At 51.5% G+C, this 17,499-nt stretch carries 15 protein-coding genes; 8 read left to right on the top strand and 7 right to left on the bottom strand.

Annotated elements, in window-relative coordinates; genetic code table 11:
• Positions 1-279: 279 nt before the first annotated feature.
• Positions 280-417, top strand: a complete 138-nt coding sequence (locus tag C3B51_RS23785) for a hypothetical protein (RefSeq protein ID WP_206076625.1) — start codon at positions 280-282, stop codon at positions 415-417.
• On the opposite strand, the gene C3B51_RS10190 is transcribed toward C3B51_RS23785, so the two are convergent.
• Both C3B51_RS10190 and C3B51_RS10195 read right to left on the bottom strand, forming a co-directional pair.
• The gene (locus C3B51_RS10190; protein WP_130244967.1) at positions 414-1,133 is read right to left on the bottom strand and encodes an NAD(P)-dependent oxidoreductase; all 720 of its coding nucleotides are present in this window, start codon (positions 1,131-1,133) and stop codon (positions 414-416) included. The two genes, C3B51_RS23785 and C3B51_RS10190, sit on opposite strands and share 4 nt — an antisense overlap.
• Positions 1,134-1,259: 126 nt before the next feature.
• On the bottom strand, positions 1,260-1,823 hold the full coding sequence (locus tag C3B51_RS10195) for a YSC84-related protein (protein ID WP_125719255.1): 564 nt from the start codon (positions 1,821-1,823) through the stop codon (positions 1,260-1,262).
• Positions 1,824-2,543: 720 nt separating this feature from the next.
• On the opposite strand from C3B51_RS10195, the gene C3B51_RS10200 reads away from it, so the two are divergent.
• Complete coding sequence (locus C3B51_RS10200; protein WP_125719253.1) at positions 2,544-3,395, top strand: EamA family transporter; 852 nt, start codon at positions 2,544-2,546, stop codon at positions 3,393-3,395.
• On the opposite strand, the gene C3B51_RS10205 is transcribed toward C3B51_RS10200, so the two are convergent.
• From C3B51_RS10205 to C3B51_RS10215, 3 genes are all read right to left on the bottom strand, one after another.
• The gene (locus C3B51_RS10205) at positions 3,392-3,847 is read right to left on the bottom strand and encodes a GNAT family N-acetyltransferase (RefSeq protein WP_130244968.1); all 456 of its coding nucleotides are present in this window, start codon (positions 3,845-3,847) and stop codon (positions 3,392-3,394) included. The two genes, C3B51_RS10200 and C3B51_RS10205, sit on opposite strands and share 4 nt — an antisense overlap.
• Positions 3,848-3,888: 41 nt before the next feature.
• Entirely contained in the window at positions 3,889-5,112 is a 1,224-nt protein-coding gene (locus tag C3B51_RS10210; protein ID WP_130244969.1) for a DEAD/DEAH box helicase, read from the bottom strand.
• Between the two features lie 77 nt (positions 5,113-5,189).
• A complete protein-coding gene (locus tag C3B51_RS10215; protein ID WP_125719247.1) occupies positions 5,190-5,660 on the bottom strand; it encodes a GNAT family N-acetyltransferase in 471 nt (156 codons plus the stop codon).
• Positions 5,661-6,032: 372 nt separating this feature from the next.
• Between C3B51_RS10215 and C3B51_RS10220 the strand changes: the two genes are divergently transcribed.
• Positions 6,033-7,259, top strand: coding sequence for an aromatic amino acid transport family protein (locus tag C3B51_RS10220; RefSeq protein ID WP_130244984.1), 1,227 nt, complete (start codon positions 6,033-6,035; stop codon positions 7,257-7,259).
• 30 nt (positions 7,260-7,289) lie between these two features.
• Here C3B51_RS10220 and C3B51_RS10225 read toward each other — a convergent pair whose 3' ends face one another.
• Together C3B51_RS10225 and C3B51_RS10230 are read right to left on the bottom strand one after the other, a co-directional pair.
• Positions 7,290-8,222 (bottom strand): GGDEF domain-containing response regulator, encoded by a 933-nt coding sequence (locus C3B51_RS10225; protein WP_046006349.1) that lies wholly within the window; start codon positions 8,220-8,222, stop codon positions 7,290-7,292.
• 215 nt (positions 8,223-8,437) lie between these two features.
• Positions 8,438-9,247 carry a helix-turn-helix domain-containing protein gene (locus C3B51_RS10230; RefSeq protein WP_130244970.1) on the bottom strand — a complete coding sequence of 270 codons (810 nt, stop codon included), beginning with the start codon at positions 9,245-9,247 and terminating at the stop codon, positions 8,438-8,440.
• Between the two features lie 122 nt (positions 9,248-9,369).
• Here C3B51_RS10230 and C3B51_RS10235 point away from each other — a divergent pair, with 122 nt between their 5' ends.
• The 5 genes from C3B51_RS10235 to feoB all read left to right on the top strand — a co-directional run bounded on the left by C3B51_RS10235 (position 9,370) and on the right by feoB (position 17,245).
• Positions 9,370-9,792, top strand: coding sequence for a hypothetical protein (locus tag C3B51_RS10235; RefSeq protein WP_130244971.1), 423 nt, complete (start codon positions 9,370-9,372; stop codon positions 9,790-9,792).
• Positions 9,779-10,291, top strand: a complete 513-nt coding sequence (locus C3B51_RS10240; protein ID WP_130244972.1) for a GNAT family N-acetyltransferase — start codon at positions 9,779-9,781, stop codon at positions 10,289-10,291. The genes C3B51_RS10235 and C3B51_RS10240 overlap by 14 nt, the downstream gene beginning before the upstream one ends.
• Before the next feature lie 91 nt (positions 10,292-10,382).
• Positions 10,383-14,624, top strand: a complete 4,242-nt coding sequence (locus tag C3B51_RS10245; protein ID WP_430929839.1) for a DEAD/DEAH box helicase — start codon at positions 10,383-10,385, stop codon at positions 14,622-14,624.
• A 292-nt stretch (positions 14,625-14,916) separates the two neighbouring features.
• A complete protein-coding gene (locus C3B51_RS10250; protein WP_046006343.1) occupies positions 14,917-15,141 on the top strand; it encodes a FeoA family protein in 225 nt (74 codons plus the stop codon).
• Between the two features lie 19 nt (positions 15,142-15,160).
• Entirely contained in the window at positions 15,161-17,245 is a 2,085-nt protein-coding gene (gene feoB, locus C3B51_RS10255) for a ferrous iron transport protein B (protein WP_130244974.1), read from the top strand.
• Positions 17,246-17,499: the final 254 nt, after the last annotated feature.

The following is a 17,499-nucleotide window of genomic DNA, read 5'->3' on the forward strand; positions in this document are numbered from 1 at the left end:
ATGATTTCAGTCCTGTGAGTGTCTTTGAGCAAGATCAGATCACGGAAAACTGAGTTAGTTCAAAAAATGTGACTAAGAGATAGCTTCTATGCAGCGGTTGCCTATCAGGACAAAAACTATGACAGACGCGCTCCGGGCGCCGATCGCAGCGGACACACGTTTGATCTGTCATTCGCCTACCAACTTGCTAAAGCCTATAAACTCAAAACCGGTTACTTTGACTTTGACGACGGTTATCAGGACTCAGATCCCGCCGCTGGCAGCTTTGATGGCTACAACGTGACACTGGAATGGAGCCCAATTAAGGCACTCAGGGTGCACCTGGAGTACCTGAACAAGTCGTTCGTTAATGGCGATGACTTCGACTCGATTTCCATCGGTTTCCGTTACGATTACAAAACCACAATCGAGTATTAGTGCTTGGTGTTATAAAGAACGGGAGACTGGCCCTGCCATTGCTGCCACAGGTGCGGGTCGCTCACCAGTTGACACATAAAGTGGGCAACATTAGCTCGACTGGTTTTGCCCGCATCAAAAATGGCGTCGCGTAGTGGAGATGGATGCGCTTCGTAGGCAGTGATCTCTGGCTCATTAACCAGAGAGTCCGGACGAACAATGACCCAGTCTACGCCCGTTTCAGCGCTCGAATACGCACGTAACGTGCGTGCCGCGGCTTCGTTGTCGGGATGAGGTGGTAAGCATACCCTGAGTAAGGCAACCACTGCGCGATGTGCCAAAGATGGGCACTCACCTTGCGCTTCGTCACGACACCCGGTGCTGTTCATCAGGATAAATTTGACTGGCGTATCGGTGCGAGATTTGACGATGGCCTGACACACGTGGTTGACCGTGTCGCTGACCAGACGTCGAGGATGACCAAATATGCCCTGAAAAGTAGCCCTGTGCCCAAGACAACAAATAACCGCCGTCACCCCCCTAATCAGCGTGTCCAGTTCACTGCTGCTTAACTCGGCAATATTACCGACTCTGACATCCAGTTGTGGGGAGGCTTTGAACACCTCCAGCTGGGCGCTGTTTGGTCTTACCAAGACTCTGACTTGTTGCTGGGCCAGCAACAGCTGCTCAACAACCAGCCTGCCCGTTGCGCCGCTTGCACCAATCACTAAGATCATACCACCTCCTGTGCCTGTGTTTTTCTGAGTGTAGCGCAAAAGGGACAGGGTAAAACAGGCATGAAAATATGACAATTGGTAAGCAAATTTATCAGCCGGCCTGTAAGGCCGGCGAAATTCAGGAAGCTAGTTGAGTTCCTTGTCTTGCCAGAACTTGGTGCCCTTGATGGTCGCTTGCAATGCCAGGCCACTTTCGGTGAATGTGTAAACCGTCACATCACCATAATAGACTTCCCCTTCTATTGAGGCCCCTTTGTCTGCAGCTCTAGCCGCTGCATCGGCGTTCCCCCCAAACGTCCAGCCCGACTCGACAAACTGCTTCATTGCGGCTTTGGTGTGAAACACCATCACAATACGATAATCTTTTGCACCCAGGCCAAGCCCGACACCGCCCTCCGCCATATTCATGTACGTTGATTTGCCCGAGATGTTATCTTCCACCACGCCATAGCCCGTACCGGCGGCGACAAAAATGATGTTCAGATTCGCATTAGAAAATACCGCATACCCCGGCGCATTGCTCAGCTGAGCACGTACATCTGGTTTTTTACTGTATAGTTTAGTTAGCGTCTCTCGTTTCATTTTCTGGATTTCCGCGCGTTTTTGCGCGGCATCGCCCGGGCCCATAGACGCACAGGCACCCAAGAATACAGATAAAACAACCGACATCAGCAATGGAATTGTACGCATACCTTTTTCCTTTTACAGTTGACACAGACAGTAAGGTTACCGTCCGCAGAAAAGTGTTATCTTAAAGGTAGGCAGGTTAGGCGCAGCTGAACAGACAGTGAGGGTAAAAAAAAGGCCGCATAAAGCGGCCTCAACACACATCATGGGTAATCATGAAGGGATAAATGTGAAAACAAGGTCATTGTAGCGTGGCAGTTATAAAATAAAATCATATTATTGCGCTTGTTTAGTTCGGTATTTTCGATTGGTTTTTTGCCTTGTTGATGCCTGTGCCCTAAACAAAGTTAAGTGTAAGGCAGCGCCTGGATCATCGATGCAATTGCTATCTTTCATGCAATGACAGGCGCACTTTTTCCTGCTGGAAGCAAATAAGCTGGACCCCTATATAAAAGCTATTTTTGGCTTAGCAAAAATGCAGACAAAAAAAAGGCCGCATAGAGCGGCCTTAATACACATCATGGGTAATCATGAAGGGATAAATGTGAAAACAAGGCCATTGTAGCGTGGCAGTTATAAAATAAAATCATATTATAACGCTCATTTTACTCGGTATTTTCGATGATTTATATTCCATCTCGTTTATGTGTGATCACCCGCTAAGCGCAGTTAGACTACTTGCAGCGCCCGACTCACCTGGGCCTTTGGTGTTTTTGTTAGTTAAATCAAGTCACTCTGAGGTATCATTGCGACTACCCTGTGACACCTTTTGACTGTTCTGATATGTATCACCTGATTTTTATCACCCTGGTATGGGCATTTTCGTTTAGCCTGATCGGCGTTTACCTGGCCGGATCGGTCGATCTTTGGTTCGCCGCTTTGAGCCGCATTGCGCTGGCAGCTCTGGTTTTCTTGCCGTTTATCCGCTGGCAACAAACGGCGCGCCCTGTGATGCTCAGATTGATGACGATAGGGGCTATTCAGATAGGTGCTATGTATGGCTTTTACTATCACGCCTTTTTATTCCTGTCAGTGCCAGAAGTGCTGTTGTTTACCGTTATGACGCCGGTATATATCACTTTGCTTAATGACTTATTTGCAGGGCAATTTAATGCCCGCTACTTGCTGGTTGCACTGCTGGCCACGCTGGGCGCTGTGGTGATCCGTCTGACGGTGCCTAACCCGGACTTCTGGCTGGGCTTTATCATTGTTCAGGGTGCCAACCTGTGTTTTGCTTTGGGTCAGGTTCTGTACAAGCGCCTTGCTGAGCAGCACACGCTGGTACACCATCAGTGCTTTGGCTTTTTCTTTCTCGGCGCGCTAGTCGTATCCTTGTTCAGCTTTGCGCTGTTTGGCGATTTAGAGCGATTACCTGCAACAGCTCAGCAATGGGGGATCCTGGTTTATCTGGGCCTTGTTGCCTCTGCTTTGGGCTATTTTGTCTGGAACAAAGGGGTCACCCTGGTGTCGGTTGGCGCACTGGCAGTAATGAATAATGTGTTGATCCCGGCCGGGATCCTGGTGAATATCCTGATCTGGAATCGCACTGCGGATCTGTTCAGCTTAGGACTGGGCAGTGCGATTATCTTTGCGGCTTTAGGGCTCAATCAGTACTTTGATGCACGTAAGCATTAAAGTGCCTTACGAAATCTAATCTGAACATCCAGCAAGGTTTGCGAAGACGTTGCTGGATGGGTGAGCTTGGCAATATGGTAGTCATGGCTCACCAGCATTTGCATCATCGTTTTAAACCGGTTCATAGTCTTCACTTCAATGTGACTAAACCCCTGCTCTCGGCACCAGCGCTCCTGTTCAAGTAACAAAGCCCGTGCCATCCCTTGTCCTCGATACGCTGGTATCACGGCGCCCAGCCAACTATAAAACTGCTTTGGTGCCTGCTCAAACCCCAGCTTGTAAGCAACCGGCTGACCATTACAGCTGACGATCAACGCCAGGTAGGTGCACCCCGCCAGCCTCTGAAGGATCTGCTCGCGGGTTTTGGGGTTTGAGAACTCCGGGATCTGTTGCTCAACCACCAGCATATCGTCAATACTGCCCTGATGAATATGCCACTGTGCTTGCGTCATGATTAACCTCTGCAAAATGATGTGATGCGTTACCGTATGCGTTATCGTCTGCGCTTTCCACGCTGACCCAGTACCCGCTTTTTGTCGCGCTGTCGGCGAGATTTTGCCGAGTTTTGCCGCTCATTTTTAGGCTCCCGGGTCAGGTCGGGCTCATAGCCACTCAGCCATTGTGGTGTCAGGCGCTCATCCAGCAGCACTTCAATCTCCTCCAGCAACCATTGTTCATCAATGCTGACCAGAGAAATGGCTGTGCCTGCTTCTCCGGCTCTGCCGGTGCGCCCGATACGATGGACATAGTCTTCCGCCACATACGGCAGTTCAGCATTGATCACATAATTGAGTTGCTGAATATCGATACCCCGTGCCGCCACATCGGTGGCGACCAGCACACGAATTTCTCCGTCCTTAAATTGTGCCAGCGCCTTGTTGCGTGCCCCCTGGGATTTGTCGCCGTGGATCGCCTGGGTTTTCAGGCCATCTTTATTCAGCTCTTTGGCGTATTCATCGGCCTGCTTTTTGGTACGAGTAAAAATGAGCACCTGATGCCAGTTTTGCTTGCCTATCAGGTGTGCGATCAGCTCACGTTTACGCTCTTCATCCACCGCATAGAAAATTTGCTCAACCCGCTCAGCAGCCTGGTTTTGTACTTCTATTCCTATGCGCTTGGGCTCCTTCAGCCAGTCTTTGACCTGATTGAAGATAGCCTCATCAACGGTGGCCGAAAACAGCAGTGTTTGTCGGCTGGCTGGCATTTTGCGCATAATGCGACGTATTTCGCCCATAAAGCCCATGTCCAGCATACGATCGGCTTCGTCAAACACCAGGTACTCTATCGCGGACAGACTTAATGTGCCTTTGATCAGGTGATCCAGTAGTCGGCCAGGTGTTGCAACCACAATGTCTGCGCCATCACGCAGTGCTTTTTCCTGAGGCCCAATATTCGAGCCGCCATGCAAACATACAGTTACCAGCTCAGTGCAAGCAGCATACGCACTGGCATGCTGCGCCACCTGCTGTGCCAGCTCTCGGGTCGGCGCCAAAATCAAAGCACGCACACCTGAGCCAGATTGCTCTAGTAGCCGCGTCATAATCGGCAGCATAAATGCGGCTGTTTTGCCGGTGCCCGTTTGCGCACATGCCAGCAGATCGTGACCTGCCAGGATCACTGGAATGCTTTGTGCCTGAACAGGGGTTGGCTCGGTAAAGTCAAGCGCCTGCAGCCCTTCTAACAGGGCAGGCGCTAAGGCAAGAGATTCAAAGGACATGTTTTTTGTACAACTTAAAAAAGAATGGCGGGAGTATAGCAAAAATGTCGCGCGTCGCGTGCAATTGATATTGCAGTCTATTTTAGCGTCAACTCCATATAGACACTCAGGGGATCGGGTTCATAGCTGCCAAAGGCGTCCCGTTGCACAAAACCCAGCGAAGCATACAAGCCTATTGCCTCAGTTTGCCGGATCCCGGTTTCCAGTCGCAGTATCCTAAACCCCGCTTGTCTGGCATAGTCAAGCAAAGACTGCATGATGCGCTTGGACACACCGAGCCCCCGATAAGGTGGCTGAACATATACGCGCTTCAGCTCGCCATATCGTGTCAGATCGTTGTCCTCGTCCGTTTGTGGCACCAATGCGCCGCACCCCACCAAATCAGTTTCTGTGCGTGCCCCAACAAAATAAACGTCGGGCGCAGCCAGCTCATCCGCAGGGATCAGCTGGTTACTGCTCGGTGGGTACAATGTATTCATCAACTCATCTATGTCTCTCAGTAACTGCGACACTTCCGGGTGATGCGGATCAAGATTTATTATTTCCATAACGAGATTTTACCTTGCTAGCCTGGTCATCATCACGGCACGACGCATGACGATGTTTGATGACCGGGCATGATATAGAGACTAAAATACTATGTTCTTTATTATGATACTAGCTTATTTTCCGAGCTCAAATCGTACCTCTTAAAGTTACAAAGTCAAATTTTGTCCCAAAACATCCCCACAGAGCAGTTAATATGACTAAATTCCCGCCAACCCTGTCGGATTTTTAGTCGCTCTATGCCCAAATACCGCTGAAAGCATGCATATCGGCCACATTTTTTATATTATCCGCGCGCATATAATTCTAATCATAGGACAACAAGTATGAGTAATACCCCTGAAGGGCTGTCAGCCGAGGCGCTTGCCACTGACATGACCCAAAGCAGTCGGGGTCGCTGGACACAGCACGACACTAACTGGGTACTGAGCCTGTTTGGTACGGCTGTCGGCGCCGGTATTTTGTTTCTGCCTATCAATATAGGTATTGGCGGATTCTGGCCTCTGATGATCATGGCATTGCTGGCTTTTCCAATGACCTATCTGGCTCACCGCGGCCTGGCGCGCTTTGTACTTTCTTCGAAACACAAAGATAGCGACTTTACCGACGTCGTTGAAGAGCATTTTGGTGCCACTGCTGGCCGATTGATCTCCCTGCTCTATTTCTTCTCAATCTTCCCTATTCTATTGATCTACGGCGTCGGCCTGACCAATACCGTAGACAGCTTTATGGTAAACCAGTTGGAAATGGCATCGCCTTCGCGAGTATTGCTATCCGGGCTGCTGGTCGCAGGCATGATAGCCATTATGCTGGGCGGCGAAAAACTGCTGTTGCGCGCCTTTGCACTGCTGGTTTACCCGTTGGTTGGGATCCTGCTAATGCTGTCTCTGTATCTGATCCCGCACTGGCAAGCGCCGGTTGTCACAACACCGGATATCGCCGGTCTGAGTGAAACCCTGTGGCTGTCTGTACCCATTATTGTTTTTTCATTCAGCCACGCTGCGGCCATTTCAAGCTTCGCCAACGCGCAGCGCCGTCACTATGCTAATGGTGCCACATACAAGTCTGAAGCCATTTTGCGTAATACCTCGCTGATGCTGATTGTCTTCGTGTTGCTGTTTGTTTTTTCATGTGTGCTGTCACTGAGCCCGGAGCAAATGGGCGAAGCCAAAGCGGCCAATGTGTCTGTGCTGTCTTACCTTGCTAATGTGTATGACAATCCGTTTATTGCCATGCTGGGTCCGCTGGTTGCCTTTATTGCCATTACGTCGTCTTTCCTCGGCCACTTCCTGGGCGCACGTGAAAGCTTTAATGGCCTGCTGAGCAAGCAGTCGTCTTTGTCTGTGGGTTTGATTGATAAGCTAGGTGTTGGCCTGATGTTTATCGCCATTTGGGTCTGTGCGGTCATGAACCCCAGCATTCTGGATATGATGGGTGCCATCTCTGGACCGATTATTGCCATGATCCTGTTTATCATGCCAACCATTGCTATTTTTAAGGTACCTGCACTTAAGCAGTATCGCAACCACCTGGGTACCTACTTTATCCTGCTGGTCGGCATTTTAGCGGTCTCTGCGCTGCTGTATAACATGGCGGGTTAAGCAGCGCCAATTGGATAAAATGAAAAGGGCCTAAGCGCCCTTTTTTTCTGCCACACAGGCCCGGTTACGCCCCTGATGTTTGGCGTTGTAGAGTGCTTCGTCTGCCGCAGCGATCAGCGCTTCCAGGTCCTGGTAACACTCACCCCGAGTATTGCTGGCCACACCGGCACTGATGGTTACAACACCACTGTCAGAGTCCTCATGCACAATCCCCAGCGCTTTTACCGCAGCAACAAATTGATCGGCAAGCTGTTTCGCCCCGTCAGGTTCAGTGTCTGGCAATAAAATCGCAAACTCCTCACCGCCATAGCGATACACCCCATCCATTGGCCGACGTATCTCACCGTCAATGGCACTGGCAACGGCTTTAAGCGCATCATCGCCGTTAAGATGGCCGTAGCGGTCGTTAAACTTTTTAAAGTGGTCAATATCCAGCATTACCACAGAGCAGGTATGCTGCTGGCGCACGCTTTGCTTAAACTGACGTGCCCCTTCCATATCAAAAAAGCGACGATTGAACACTTTGGTCAGACCATCGTAGTAAGAGTAGCGCTTTAGGGTATCGGCCTGTTGTTTGTATTTAAGATGCGTTTTAACCCGGTTGATCAGGGTCTTGGCGACGATGGGCTTAGGAATAAAGTCGACCGCGCCGGCATCCCAGCATAAGTCCTGCTGCTGTTCGCTGATATTGGAGGTCACAAAAATAATCGGAATATCCGATAATCCTTCCATATCTTGCAACTGTTTACAGGCCTCAACGCCAGACATGCCCTCGAGCACCCAGTCCATCAGGATCAGATCCGGTGGCGTAGCGCGGCAAAACTCAATCGCCTTTTCGCCGGATGTCACCATTTGTACCGAACAAATCCCCTCTAAAAAGCACGAGATGACTTTTTGCGTCAGCATTGAGTCTTCGACAATCAGTACAAGACTCTCGCTCAGGTCTTCAATTTCCTTAAACAAAGTATATTTACCTATTACAGTGATTCTTCGGCTTAACCAGGACCGGGCCTTTCCGGTCTTGATTGCAATTATAGCAGGCGCACAAATAAATACCTGTTAACATGATATGACTAACTTATCATGCGTGCTGCCTATCTGAAAAGGATTAGAGACTTAGGATCAGTCATTTAGCTCAGCAAGTCGTATTTGGATAGAATACACACGTAGCCAGTTTATCAATCCGCCTGACCTTTGTGGTTGTGCTGCCTGCGCCACAGTGCAGGTGTCACCCCGTAAGCCGCTTTAAACTGGCGAATAAAATGGGTGGGATCAGACCAGCCCAGCTCTTCGACCAAAACCGCAATGGGGGTGTGGGTATGCATCAGCCGGTTACACGCCTCGCCAAGGCGCTTTTTAGTCAGCCACTGGCCCACCGAATACCCTGTTTCACGCTTAAACAAAGTTGCCAAATACGGCGCGCTAACAAACACCGCGTCGGCCACACTTTGTAACGACACCGGCTGCAACCCCTGGCTTTCTATGTAGGACAGTGCCGCGACCACTTTAGGGTGCATACCCGCACGCCAGCTCACAGGCTGCTGCGCCAGTGACACTTCGTGCAACAGCAAAAATACAAAGCTTTTCATGACTTCCAGCGGCAAAGACTGTTGAAGCGCCAGTTCAAATTGCTGATATAAGGTCTGGACAAATTCAATACGTTCGGCCGATAAGGTTAATGCGGGTAAAGCGCCCAGTCGCACCTGCTGAAAAGGCTGCAATAAAGCACAGCCAGGTTCAAGCCCCAGACAATCCGGGCAAAAGCTCATCCAGTGAACGTGTAAATCGGACCCCGACAACAAGGTATGTGGCATCCCACCGGGCACCAGTACAAACATCCCCTCGGTGGCCGTGAAGGTCTCCCCGTGTAACATATCCAGCGAGCCCGAGCGGATAAAGCTCAAAACACTTTCACTGTGTGTGCCGTGTGGCTCCTGCGCCAGCCTGGCCACTTTCATCTGACCACAGGCTGCAACATGATTGGTCATCTTAATCCACCCACAATCTTAAAATAAGCCGATTAATGCAAAAAACCAACCATAACATCACCAAGCTTTATTGGGAATAATAGACACAGATAAAACAATACACCGATTTACAGGAGACACGCATGACTTTTTCACTCGTTTTGATGGGATTGACTATCCATGTGCTTGTGTGGGAAAAATTACCCGACTGGGGCACCTGGTTCACTAAGCTGATTGAGCGCTTACCTGCCCCGCTGGCCTATTTGTACTCAGCCTGGCACTGTCCTTACTGCTTTGGTTTTTGGATTGCCTTAGCCCTGCAGCTGCTCACCGGGGTCTATACTCTGCCTGAGCTGGCTGCACTAACGGAAACATTTGGTCTGGCTGGTACAATCATGGCCATGAGTCTGGATGCGCTGGTCACCGCACTGTTGATCATGGTTGGCAGCCTGGCCCTCAGAGCACTCGCATTACCAGCCATAAAGGGTTTCGAATTAACCCAGACATTTAAAGCAGGCATGTCGCAAGCGCAAAGCACACAGGAGCAACAGCATGACAACGCATAGATTCAGTACGGCCCGGCTGGAGGCCATCCCGGCGTCCTCGCTGATTGATGAGTTCAGTCCGGCCCAGATTAATCAACTCATGCACCTGCTGACCCCGAAAACCTTGCACTTTTTGCCCGACGACTGGCAACAGTGCCCGCAAACTCCGGCGCAGCTTACCGACTGGCTGGCAGACAAACTCGCACGCTGCGAGCTGTTACTGGTGCAAGATAAACAGGCACAGTTTATCGGCCTTGTCATGCTGCACTTTTCTGCCAACACGGTACAGCTGGGTTATTTAATCGGCGAAGCACACTGGGGCCAGGGCTATGCCAGTGAGCTATTACAGGGGCTGGTCGCGCATTTGCAAGCAGCTCAGTCCAATGTGATACTCAATGCCGGCGTTGCAGAGGACAATCCAGCATCAATTAAAGTGCTGGAAAAAGCCGGCTTTGTCCCTTGCCAGCCACATTCGGAAGAAGCTGGTACACAGCGCTACTACACCTTATCCGTGGGATAATCCTAAAGTAGATTGACTTGAGCATAGCGGTCGCTTCTGCTACTTTGCTCCGCAATTAACAACAACTTGCGGAGCAAGGCCTGACAGGTCTATGAGCATGCACTACACCCCTTTCAGCCAGACACAAATAACGGAACTTCTGACACTTTACGCGCAATTGCCCGCCGAACAGCAAATTATGCTGGAGGTGCTGGCATTGATTGGCAAACCGGTTGCTATCAGCAGGCTCAAACGCTTGCTGAAGTTATTGGTCGACGCACAGGTGCATGACCTGCCAGCTCTGTGCCAGGGCATGCTGGCAGAGCAAAGAACGGCGCTGGTCGAAGCCGGATTGCTGATCAGCAACCAAAAGGGTCTCAGGGTAGCACCGCTCATAGAAGTGTCACTGTGTTATAACGCGCTGCGTCAGGATCGCTTTATCAGCACACTCAATTGCGCCGAACAAGTCGTACCTATCATTAACCTGTATGAATGGGAGCGCGATTTTGCAGACGAACAGCGCTTTATCCGCGACTTGCTGATACTTGGCCAGTACGACAAAGCCACTGCTTTGCTGTCCTTTCACAAGAATCCACAGTATCTGGACCACAATACCAATCAGGTACTGATCAGCACTTTGTTTTTTCCTGCGGACGTCGACCGTCTGGCCGAACTACCACCGCAGTTGCTCTATCAGGCGTGTGCCACATTGTTTCATTCATTGCAAAGCGACTGTCAGAACAACTTTGCCGCACTCAAGCTTATCGAGCAACTGTGCGAGCGTCAGCCTGACAATCAACAGCTGCATTGCTTACTGGCCGAGCAATATCTGTACCGCGCACAACTGGACGCGTGTATCTCTGCGCTTGGCGACGACACCAGTTGCTATGCACTTCAGCTGCGTGCCATCGTTGCCATGTGCTCTGGGGAGCAGCAAACTGCACTGACCTTGTTTGAGCAAGCCATTGTGGCGAAAAACAAACTTGCCCGCCGCAAACAGCAATATCTGGGCGGCCTGCCGGGCCTGTTCCATAAACTGGCAGTGCTGATCCAGGCAAGCCAGGGGCAGCCTCAGCTGTTTAGCACCGTTCGCGAGCTGGTTCGCACCGAATCCGCCGACAGAAAAGCCCCTACCTTTAACTATGCCATTTTAAACTTACTGGAATATCTCGCCGAGTGCCTTAATAACGGCCAGTCATTTAGCGAGCAGTATCAAGATTATGAGGTGCTCAGGAAAGCGCAGCCCTTTAACTTTGCGCTGTTGCAGTTGCTAATTGCCCTTGCAACCCACTGGACGGGTGCCCGTGTACATGCCGCCAGGCTTAGTCGCCTCAGCGAGGCCTGCACCACCTTCACCTCAATGCAGCAACCTTTATTTGCCTGTATGGGGGCAGATCTGCTGGTACTCAATCAGGCGCCGGTCCCGCCCCTAGCACAGCGTTTGGTGCTTAACTTTGCCTCTATGGTGGAGCAAAAAAGCGACTGGGAGCTGGCACTGGAAAAGCTGCAAAACCTGTCACCCGCTGCCACAGCCCCTGCTGAGAAGTCGTCGCAGAGCCATCGGCTCATCTGGCAACTTGAACAATCACGATTTGAACTAATCCTGAAACCTCGCGAGCAAAAGCTCGGCAAAAATGGCTGGAGTAAAGGCCGCAATGTGGCGCTAAAACGCTTAATCGACGAGCCCGAGCAGTTTGACTATCTGAACGACAAAGACAAAGAGATCATTGCAGCCATTCGGGTTTACGAAAATCACAGCTATTACGGTGGACGGATCTTTGAACTGGAAGGCGCAAGTGCGCTAAGTGCGGCCGCTGGCGCCCACAACCTCTACCTGGGCGATGATTTCAGTCGAGAAATTGAACTGACAGAATACCCGGCTGAACTGCAGATCCGCGACAACGGAGACGAGCTGCTGATCTCAATACCTAACCTGCCACAGGGCATAGACTATCGCTTGCAGCTGGATGAACACAACCGAGCAGGCGAGTATGCCTTTTATCCGTTGCAGGGAAACCGCTATGGCTTTACCCTGTTCACTCGCCAGCACCTGCAAGTTGCCGAGATCATCGGTGAGAGTGGCCTGGTTGTACCTAAGGCCGCCAAGCCCAAGCTGCTCGCAAGTATCACCGCCATCGCCCCGCTGCTGAATATTCAGTCCGACCTCGAAGGCGTCGAGACCGGGCTGACCACAGTGGAGCCTGCTGAAGAGCTGGTGATCAATATTACTCCCTATCAGGGCGGCCTCGAATTTCATTGCGTCAGTATGCCCTTTGGCGATCAGGGCCCAATGTTGCACCCCGGTATTGGCAGCCCCAGCCTGACCACCGAAATTGACGGCAAGCGCGTCGCTACCCAGCGAGATTTAGCGCAGGAGCAAGGCTTGCTCGAATTACTGGACGAGCACTGTCCGGCATTTTTGGCGATGGCAGATAATCGCCTGCAACTGGACGACACTGAAATGGCGCTGGAAGCCCTGGAGCAGCTCGAGCACTGTGTTGGCTCGCCACCAGCGGAATTTGCGCTGCGGCTACGCTGGCCGCGAGGGAAAAAATTCCGCCTCAGTAAAGCGCTTGAATCCCAGCATCTGGCGCTGGCAATGACCAAGCAAAATCAGTGGTTTGACGTGACCGGTGAGCTACAGGTAGACGATGCACAGGTGATCGAGCTGAAAAAACTGCTCAGCCTGATGGCCACCAGCAACGGCCGCTTTATCAGCCTGGATGGCGAGCAAATTCTCGCCCTGTCACAGGACCTGCGTAGTCGGCTTGCAAAGCTCAATGAGGTCACAGATCAGGGGCAGTTTCATCCCCTTGCCAGCGGCCAGGTGGCCGAAGCAACAACAGGTATGCGGATGAAAACCCTGCCCGCCTGGGAAGAGCAGAGCAAAAAAATGCACCAGGCCAATACGCTGGCGCTCAGTGTCCCTTCCACCTTGCAGGCGCAACTGCGCGATTACCAACTTGCCGGGTTTGACTGGGCCATGCGCCTGGCGCACTGGGGCGCCGGGGCGTGTCTGGCTGATGACATGGGACTGGGCAAAACCCTCCAGGCACTGGCCGTGATCCTGGCCCGTTCCAGTGAAGGGCCTACGCTTATCATAGCGCCAACCTCCGTGTGTTTTAACTGGCAACAGGAGGCGAGCAAGTTTGCGCCGGTGCTGAACATGACGCTGTTCAGCGATCACAGTAGCAACCAGGAGCGCGAACAGTTGCTGGCACAGGCAGGGCCATTCGATTGTGTGGTCATAAGTTATGGCCTGCTGCAACGTCAGGCAGAACTGCTGAAAAGCAAACACTGGCACACCATTGTCGCCGATGAAGCGCAGGCACTGAAAAATCCGCTGGCAAAACGCACCGTGGCAGCCTGTGCACTTAAAGGTGAGTTTAAGATGATCACCACAGGGACGCCCATTGAAAATAACCTCACTGAATTGTGGTCACTGTTTCGCTTTGTTAACCCTGGCCTGCTCGGCAACCTGAAGCGCTTTAATGCCCGCTTTGCTCAGCCTATGGAAAATGCCGAGCAGGACAAACTGGCGGCGCATAAAGCACGTCAAAGCCTTAAACAGCTGGTGAAACCCTTTATTCTGCGTCGTCTAAAAAGCCAGGTACTTACCGAGCTGCCAGAGAAAACCGAAATTAACCTCACGGTCTCACTCAGTGATGACGAAATGGCCTTTTACGAGGCGCTGCGACAACATGCCATCGACCAGATCACTGAGTCTGCCAGCACCAGCTCGGCGGCAGAGCAGCGCATAAAAATGCTCGCGGAGCTGACTAAGCTGCGCCAGGCCTGTTGTCACCCAAAACTGGTGATGGCCGAGAGCACGCTGCCCAGCAGTAAACTGGATGCCCTCAGTGAGCTGCTTGACGAATTACGGCAGAATAACCATAAGGCGCTGATCTTCAGTCAATTCGTGGGCCATCTTCAGATCATCAAAACGCTTCTTGAGCAACGCGGAGTGACCTACCAGTATCTGGACGGCAGTACACCTGCCGTACAACGCCAGGAGCGGGTCAATGCCTTTCAGCGTGGCAATGGCGAAGTGTTTTTGATCAGCCTTAAGGCCGGTGGCTCGGGGTTGAACCTGACCGCCGCAGACTATGTGATCCATATGGACCCCTGGTGGAATCCGGCGGTTGAAGCGCAGGCATCAGACAGGGCCCATCGCATGGGACAGCAGCGCCCGGTGACCATTTATCGCCTCATCGCCAAAAACACCATAGAAGAAAAGATTGTGGCGCTGCACCAGCATAAACGCGATCTGGCTGATCAATTGCTGGCAGGCAACGAGCAGGCCAGCAAGCTATCGGTTGAGGATATGCTTAACTTGCTTAAGGAAACTTTTTAAATATCGTCCTGCTAAAACCCCAAGTGCTCAGCTATTACTGATAATGGCTGAGCAACAACACGCTAAAGCGGTCATGTACAAACAGTTAGCAAACAAAGTGCAAACAGTACTGCGCACCTGACAACACCCTGATGACATTCCTTTAAAATACGTAACCACCTAAAAAATATAACTTTATCAATCATCAAAATATCTCTCATCTTTTACTGCGCCAGCTTGTTTATGACATTTAAGTTGCGGTACCATAGCGCCCTAATAATAAATAATTCTTATCAAGGTTTGCATTATCTCTATGACACTTGCAGATTTAAAACCCAACGACACAGCAATCATTGCGGGCATTGAACACCCGGATGCAGCCCTGATCAGCCGCGTGATGGCACTGGGCCTGATCCCCGGCGAAGCGATCTCTGTCTTAAATGTCGCCCCGCTGGGCTGCCCAATTCAGACCAAGGTTGGCAACACCTATATCAGTATCCGTAAAACAGATGCGCGTTTTATCCAGCTAAGCCGCTAAATTCAAGGAGTAAGATAACGTGAGAATCGCCCTCGTTGGTAACCCCAACTGTGGTAAAACTACCCTATTTAACCGTCTTACGGGTGCCAGACAAAAAGTCGGCAACTGGCCCGGCGTTACTGTCGAGCGCAAAAGCGGCGAGCTAACATTACAGGGTCAGCAGGTCGAGTTAATTGACTTACCGGGCCTGTACAGCATGGCACAGATTGATCCGGGCCAGGATGAACAAATCGCCATTGACTATATTCGCGCTCAGGATGCCGATCTGATCATCAATGTGGTCGACTGTGCCAACCTTGAACGCAACCTGGTCCTGACCACACAGATGCAGGAAACGGGCACGCCCGTCATTGTGGTTGCCAACATGACCGATGTAGCGCGCCAGCAAGGTAAGGAGCTCAACCTTGAGCTGTTGGCACAACGCCTTGATACGCCCGTTATCGCTATGGTGGGCTCAACCGGTGAAGGGTTGACGCTACTGACAGATGCGCTGAACAATCACCTGAAAGCCACGCAAGCCACCACACGCAAACAACCAGGTACAGGGCCAGATCTCAGCAACGAAGACACCATTAAACGCTATCAAAACGTCAAAACGCTGAGCAATGGCGTTAGCATCATGTCGCAGACTCGCTCTGATTTCACCACGTCGCTCGACAAGCTGGTGCTTAACCGCTGGCTGGGCGTCCCTATCTTCTTGTTTATGATGTACCTGATGTTTACCATTGCCGTGAACTTTGGGGCCGTGTTTATCGACTTTTTCGATATTCTGGTCGGCGCTATTTTTATTGACGGCACTAAGCTGCTACTGGCCAATCTGGGGGCACCCCAGTGGTTAGGCGTATTGCTGGGTGACGGCTTCGGGGCCGGCTTGCAGCTGGTTGCGACCTTTATTCCGGTAATAGCGGTGCTGTATTTTTGTTTGTCTATTCTTGAGGACAGTGGTTACCTGTCACGCGCCGCCTTTGTGATCGACCGCCTGATGTCCTCTATCGGATTGCCGGGCAACGCGTTTGTGCCGCTGATTGTGGGGTTTGGCTGTAACGTCCCGGCGGTGATGAGTGCTCGCACCATGAGCCGCGAGTCGGATCGCCTGCTCACAGTGATCATGGCGCCTTTCATGTCCTGTGGTGCCCGCTTAACCGTGTACGCTTTGTTTGCTGCCGCCTTTTTTCCGGTCAATGGCGCTAATATCGTCTTTGCCCTGTATGTGTTTGGTATTCTGGTGGCGGTGGGCTCCGGCTATTTGTTCAGAAAGCGCGTCTTTAAGCAGGAGAAAGTCCCTTCTTTTATTGAAATGCCTGCCTACCATTTGCCTGTCTGGCGCAACCTGCTGATGACCACCTGGCAGCGCTTGCGTAGCTTTATTACGCGTGCCGGTAAAACCATCGTATTCGTAGTCGCGCTGCTGAGCATGATCAACTCCATTGGTACAGATGGCAGTTTTGGTCATGAGAACAGCGACGCCTCTTTGCTTTCTAAAGCTGCACAGGTCGTCACACCGGTGTTTGCACCGCTGGGTATTGCTGAGGATAACTGGCCGGCCACGGTGGGGATAGTCACCGGCTTGTTTGCCAAAGAGGCCATTGTTGGCACCATGGATGCCCTGTACGTAGGTGCGCAGGAACAACCCGGTGACTGGTCTCTCAAAGACGCCGCAAGCGAAGCGGTGATGACCCTGTGGGATAATTCCGTTGATTTGCTTAACAACCTCGGTGACCCACTGGGTCTGGGTGCCGTTGAAGAAGGCGCAGATGCGGGCAATGAGTTATTGAGTGCGATGGCGGCGCAGTTTGATGGTCAGCTCGGCGCCTTTGCCTACCTGGTGCTGATCTTACTTTATACGCCATGTGTGGCGGTACTGGGCGCCATTAAGCGCGAATCGGGCAGTCAGTGGATGTGGGTGGTGATTGGCTGGACAACGTCGATTGCCTATATTCTGGCGACCCTGGTGTACCAGATAGGACAGCTGGGCACGGCACCGGCCTCGGCCGTGATGTGGATTGCGCTGATGCTGGCGGCCTTGTTTGCCTGGTGGCTGCTGCTTGGACACCTGAGCAAAAAGGTCAATCCTGTGCCAACTTACAAGATTGAATTGAGCTAAGTGCACAACAAAACGGGAGCCAGTGGCTCCCGTTTTTTATTCTGCTTGAGCTGGTTTTACTTTTACCAGGCCCGTGCGGATGGCCGCAAAGTAAAGGCCTTCTGCAATCAATCTATTTCACCCACCTCTGCTCTGCCGTGTCATTTCATTTACTTTTCACCCAAGCGTGTTAGCCTAGTCCCGCTTTTGCGACCTAACAGTGCGTATATAGCAACCTCCATTCAAGGAAAACCCTAATTAAAAAAGGATCAAAA

The organism is Pseudoalteromonas rubra (assembly GCF_004212645.1).
GTDB lineage: Bacteria > Pseudomonadota > Gammaproteobacteria > Enterobacterales > Alteromonadaceae > Pseudoalteromonas > Pseudoalteromonas rubra_G.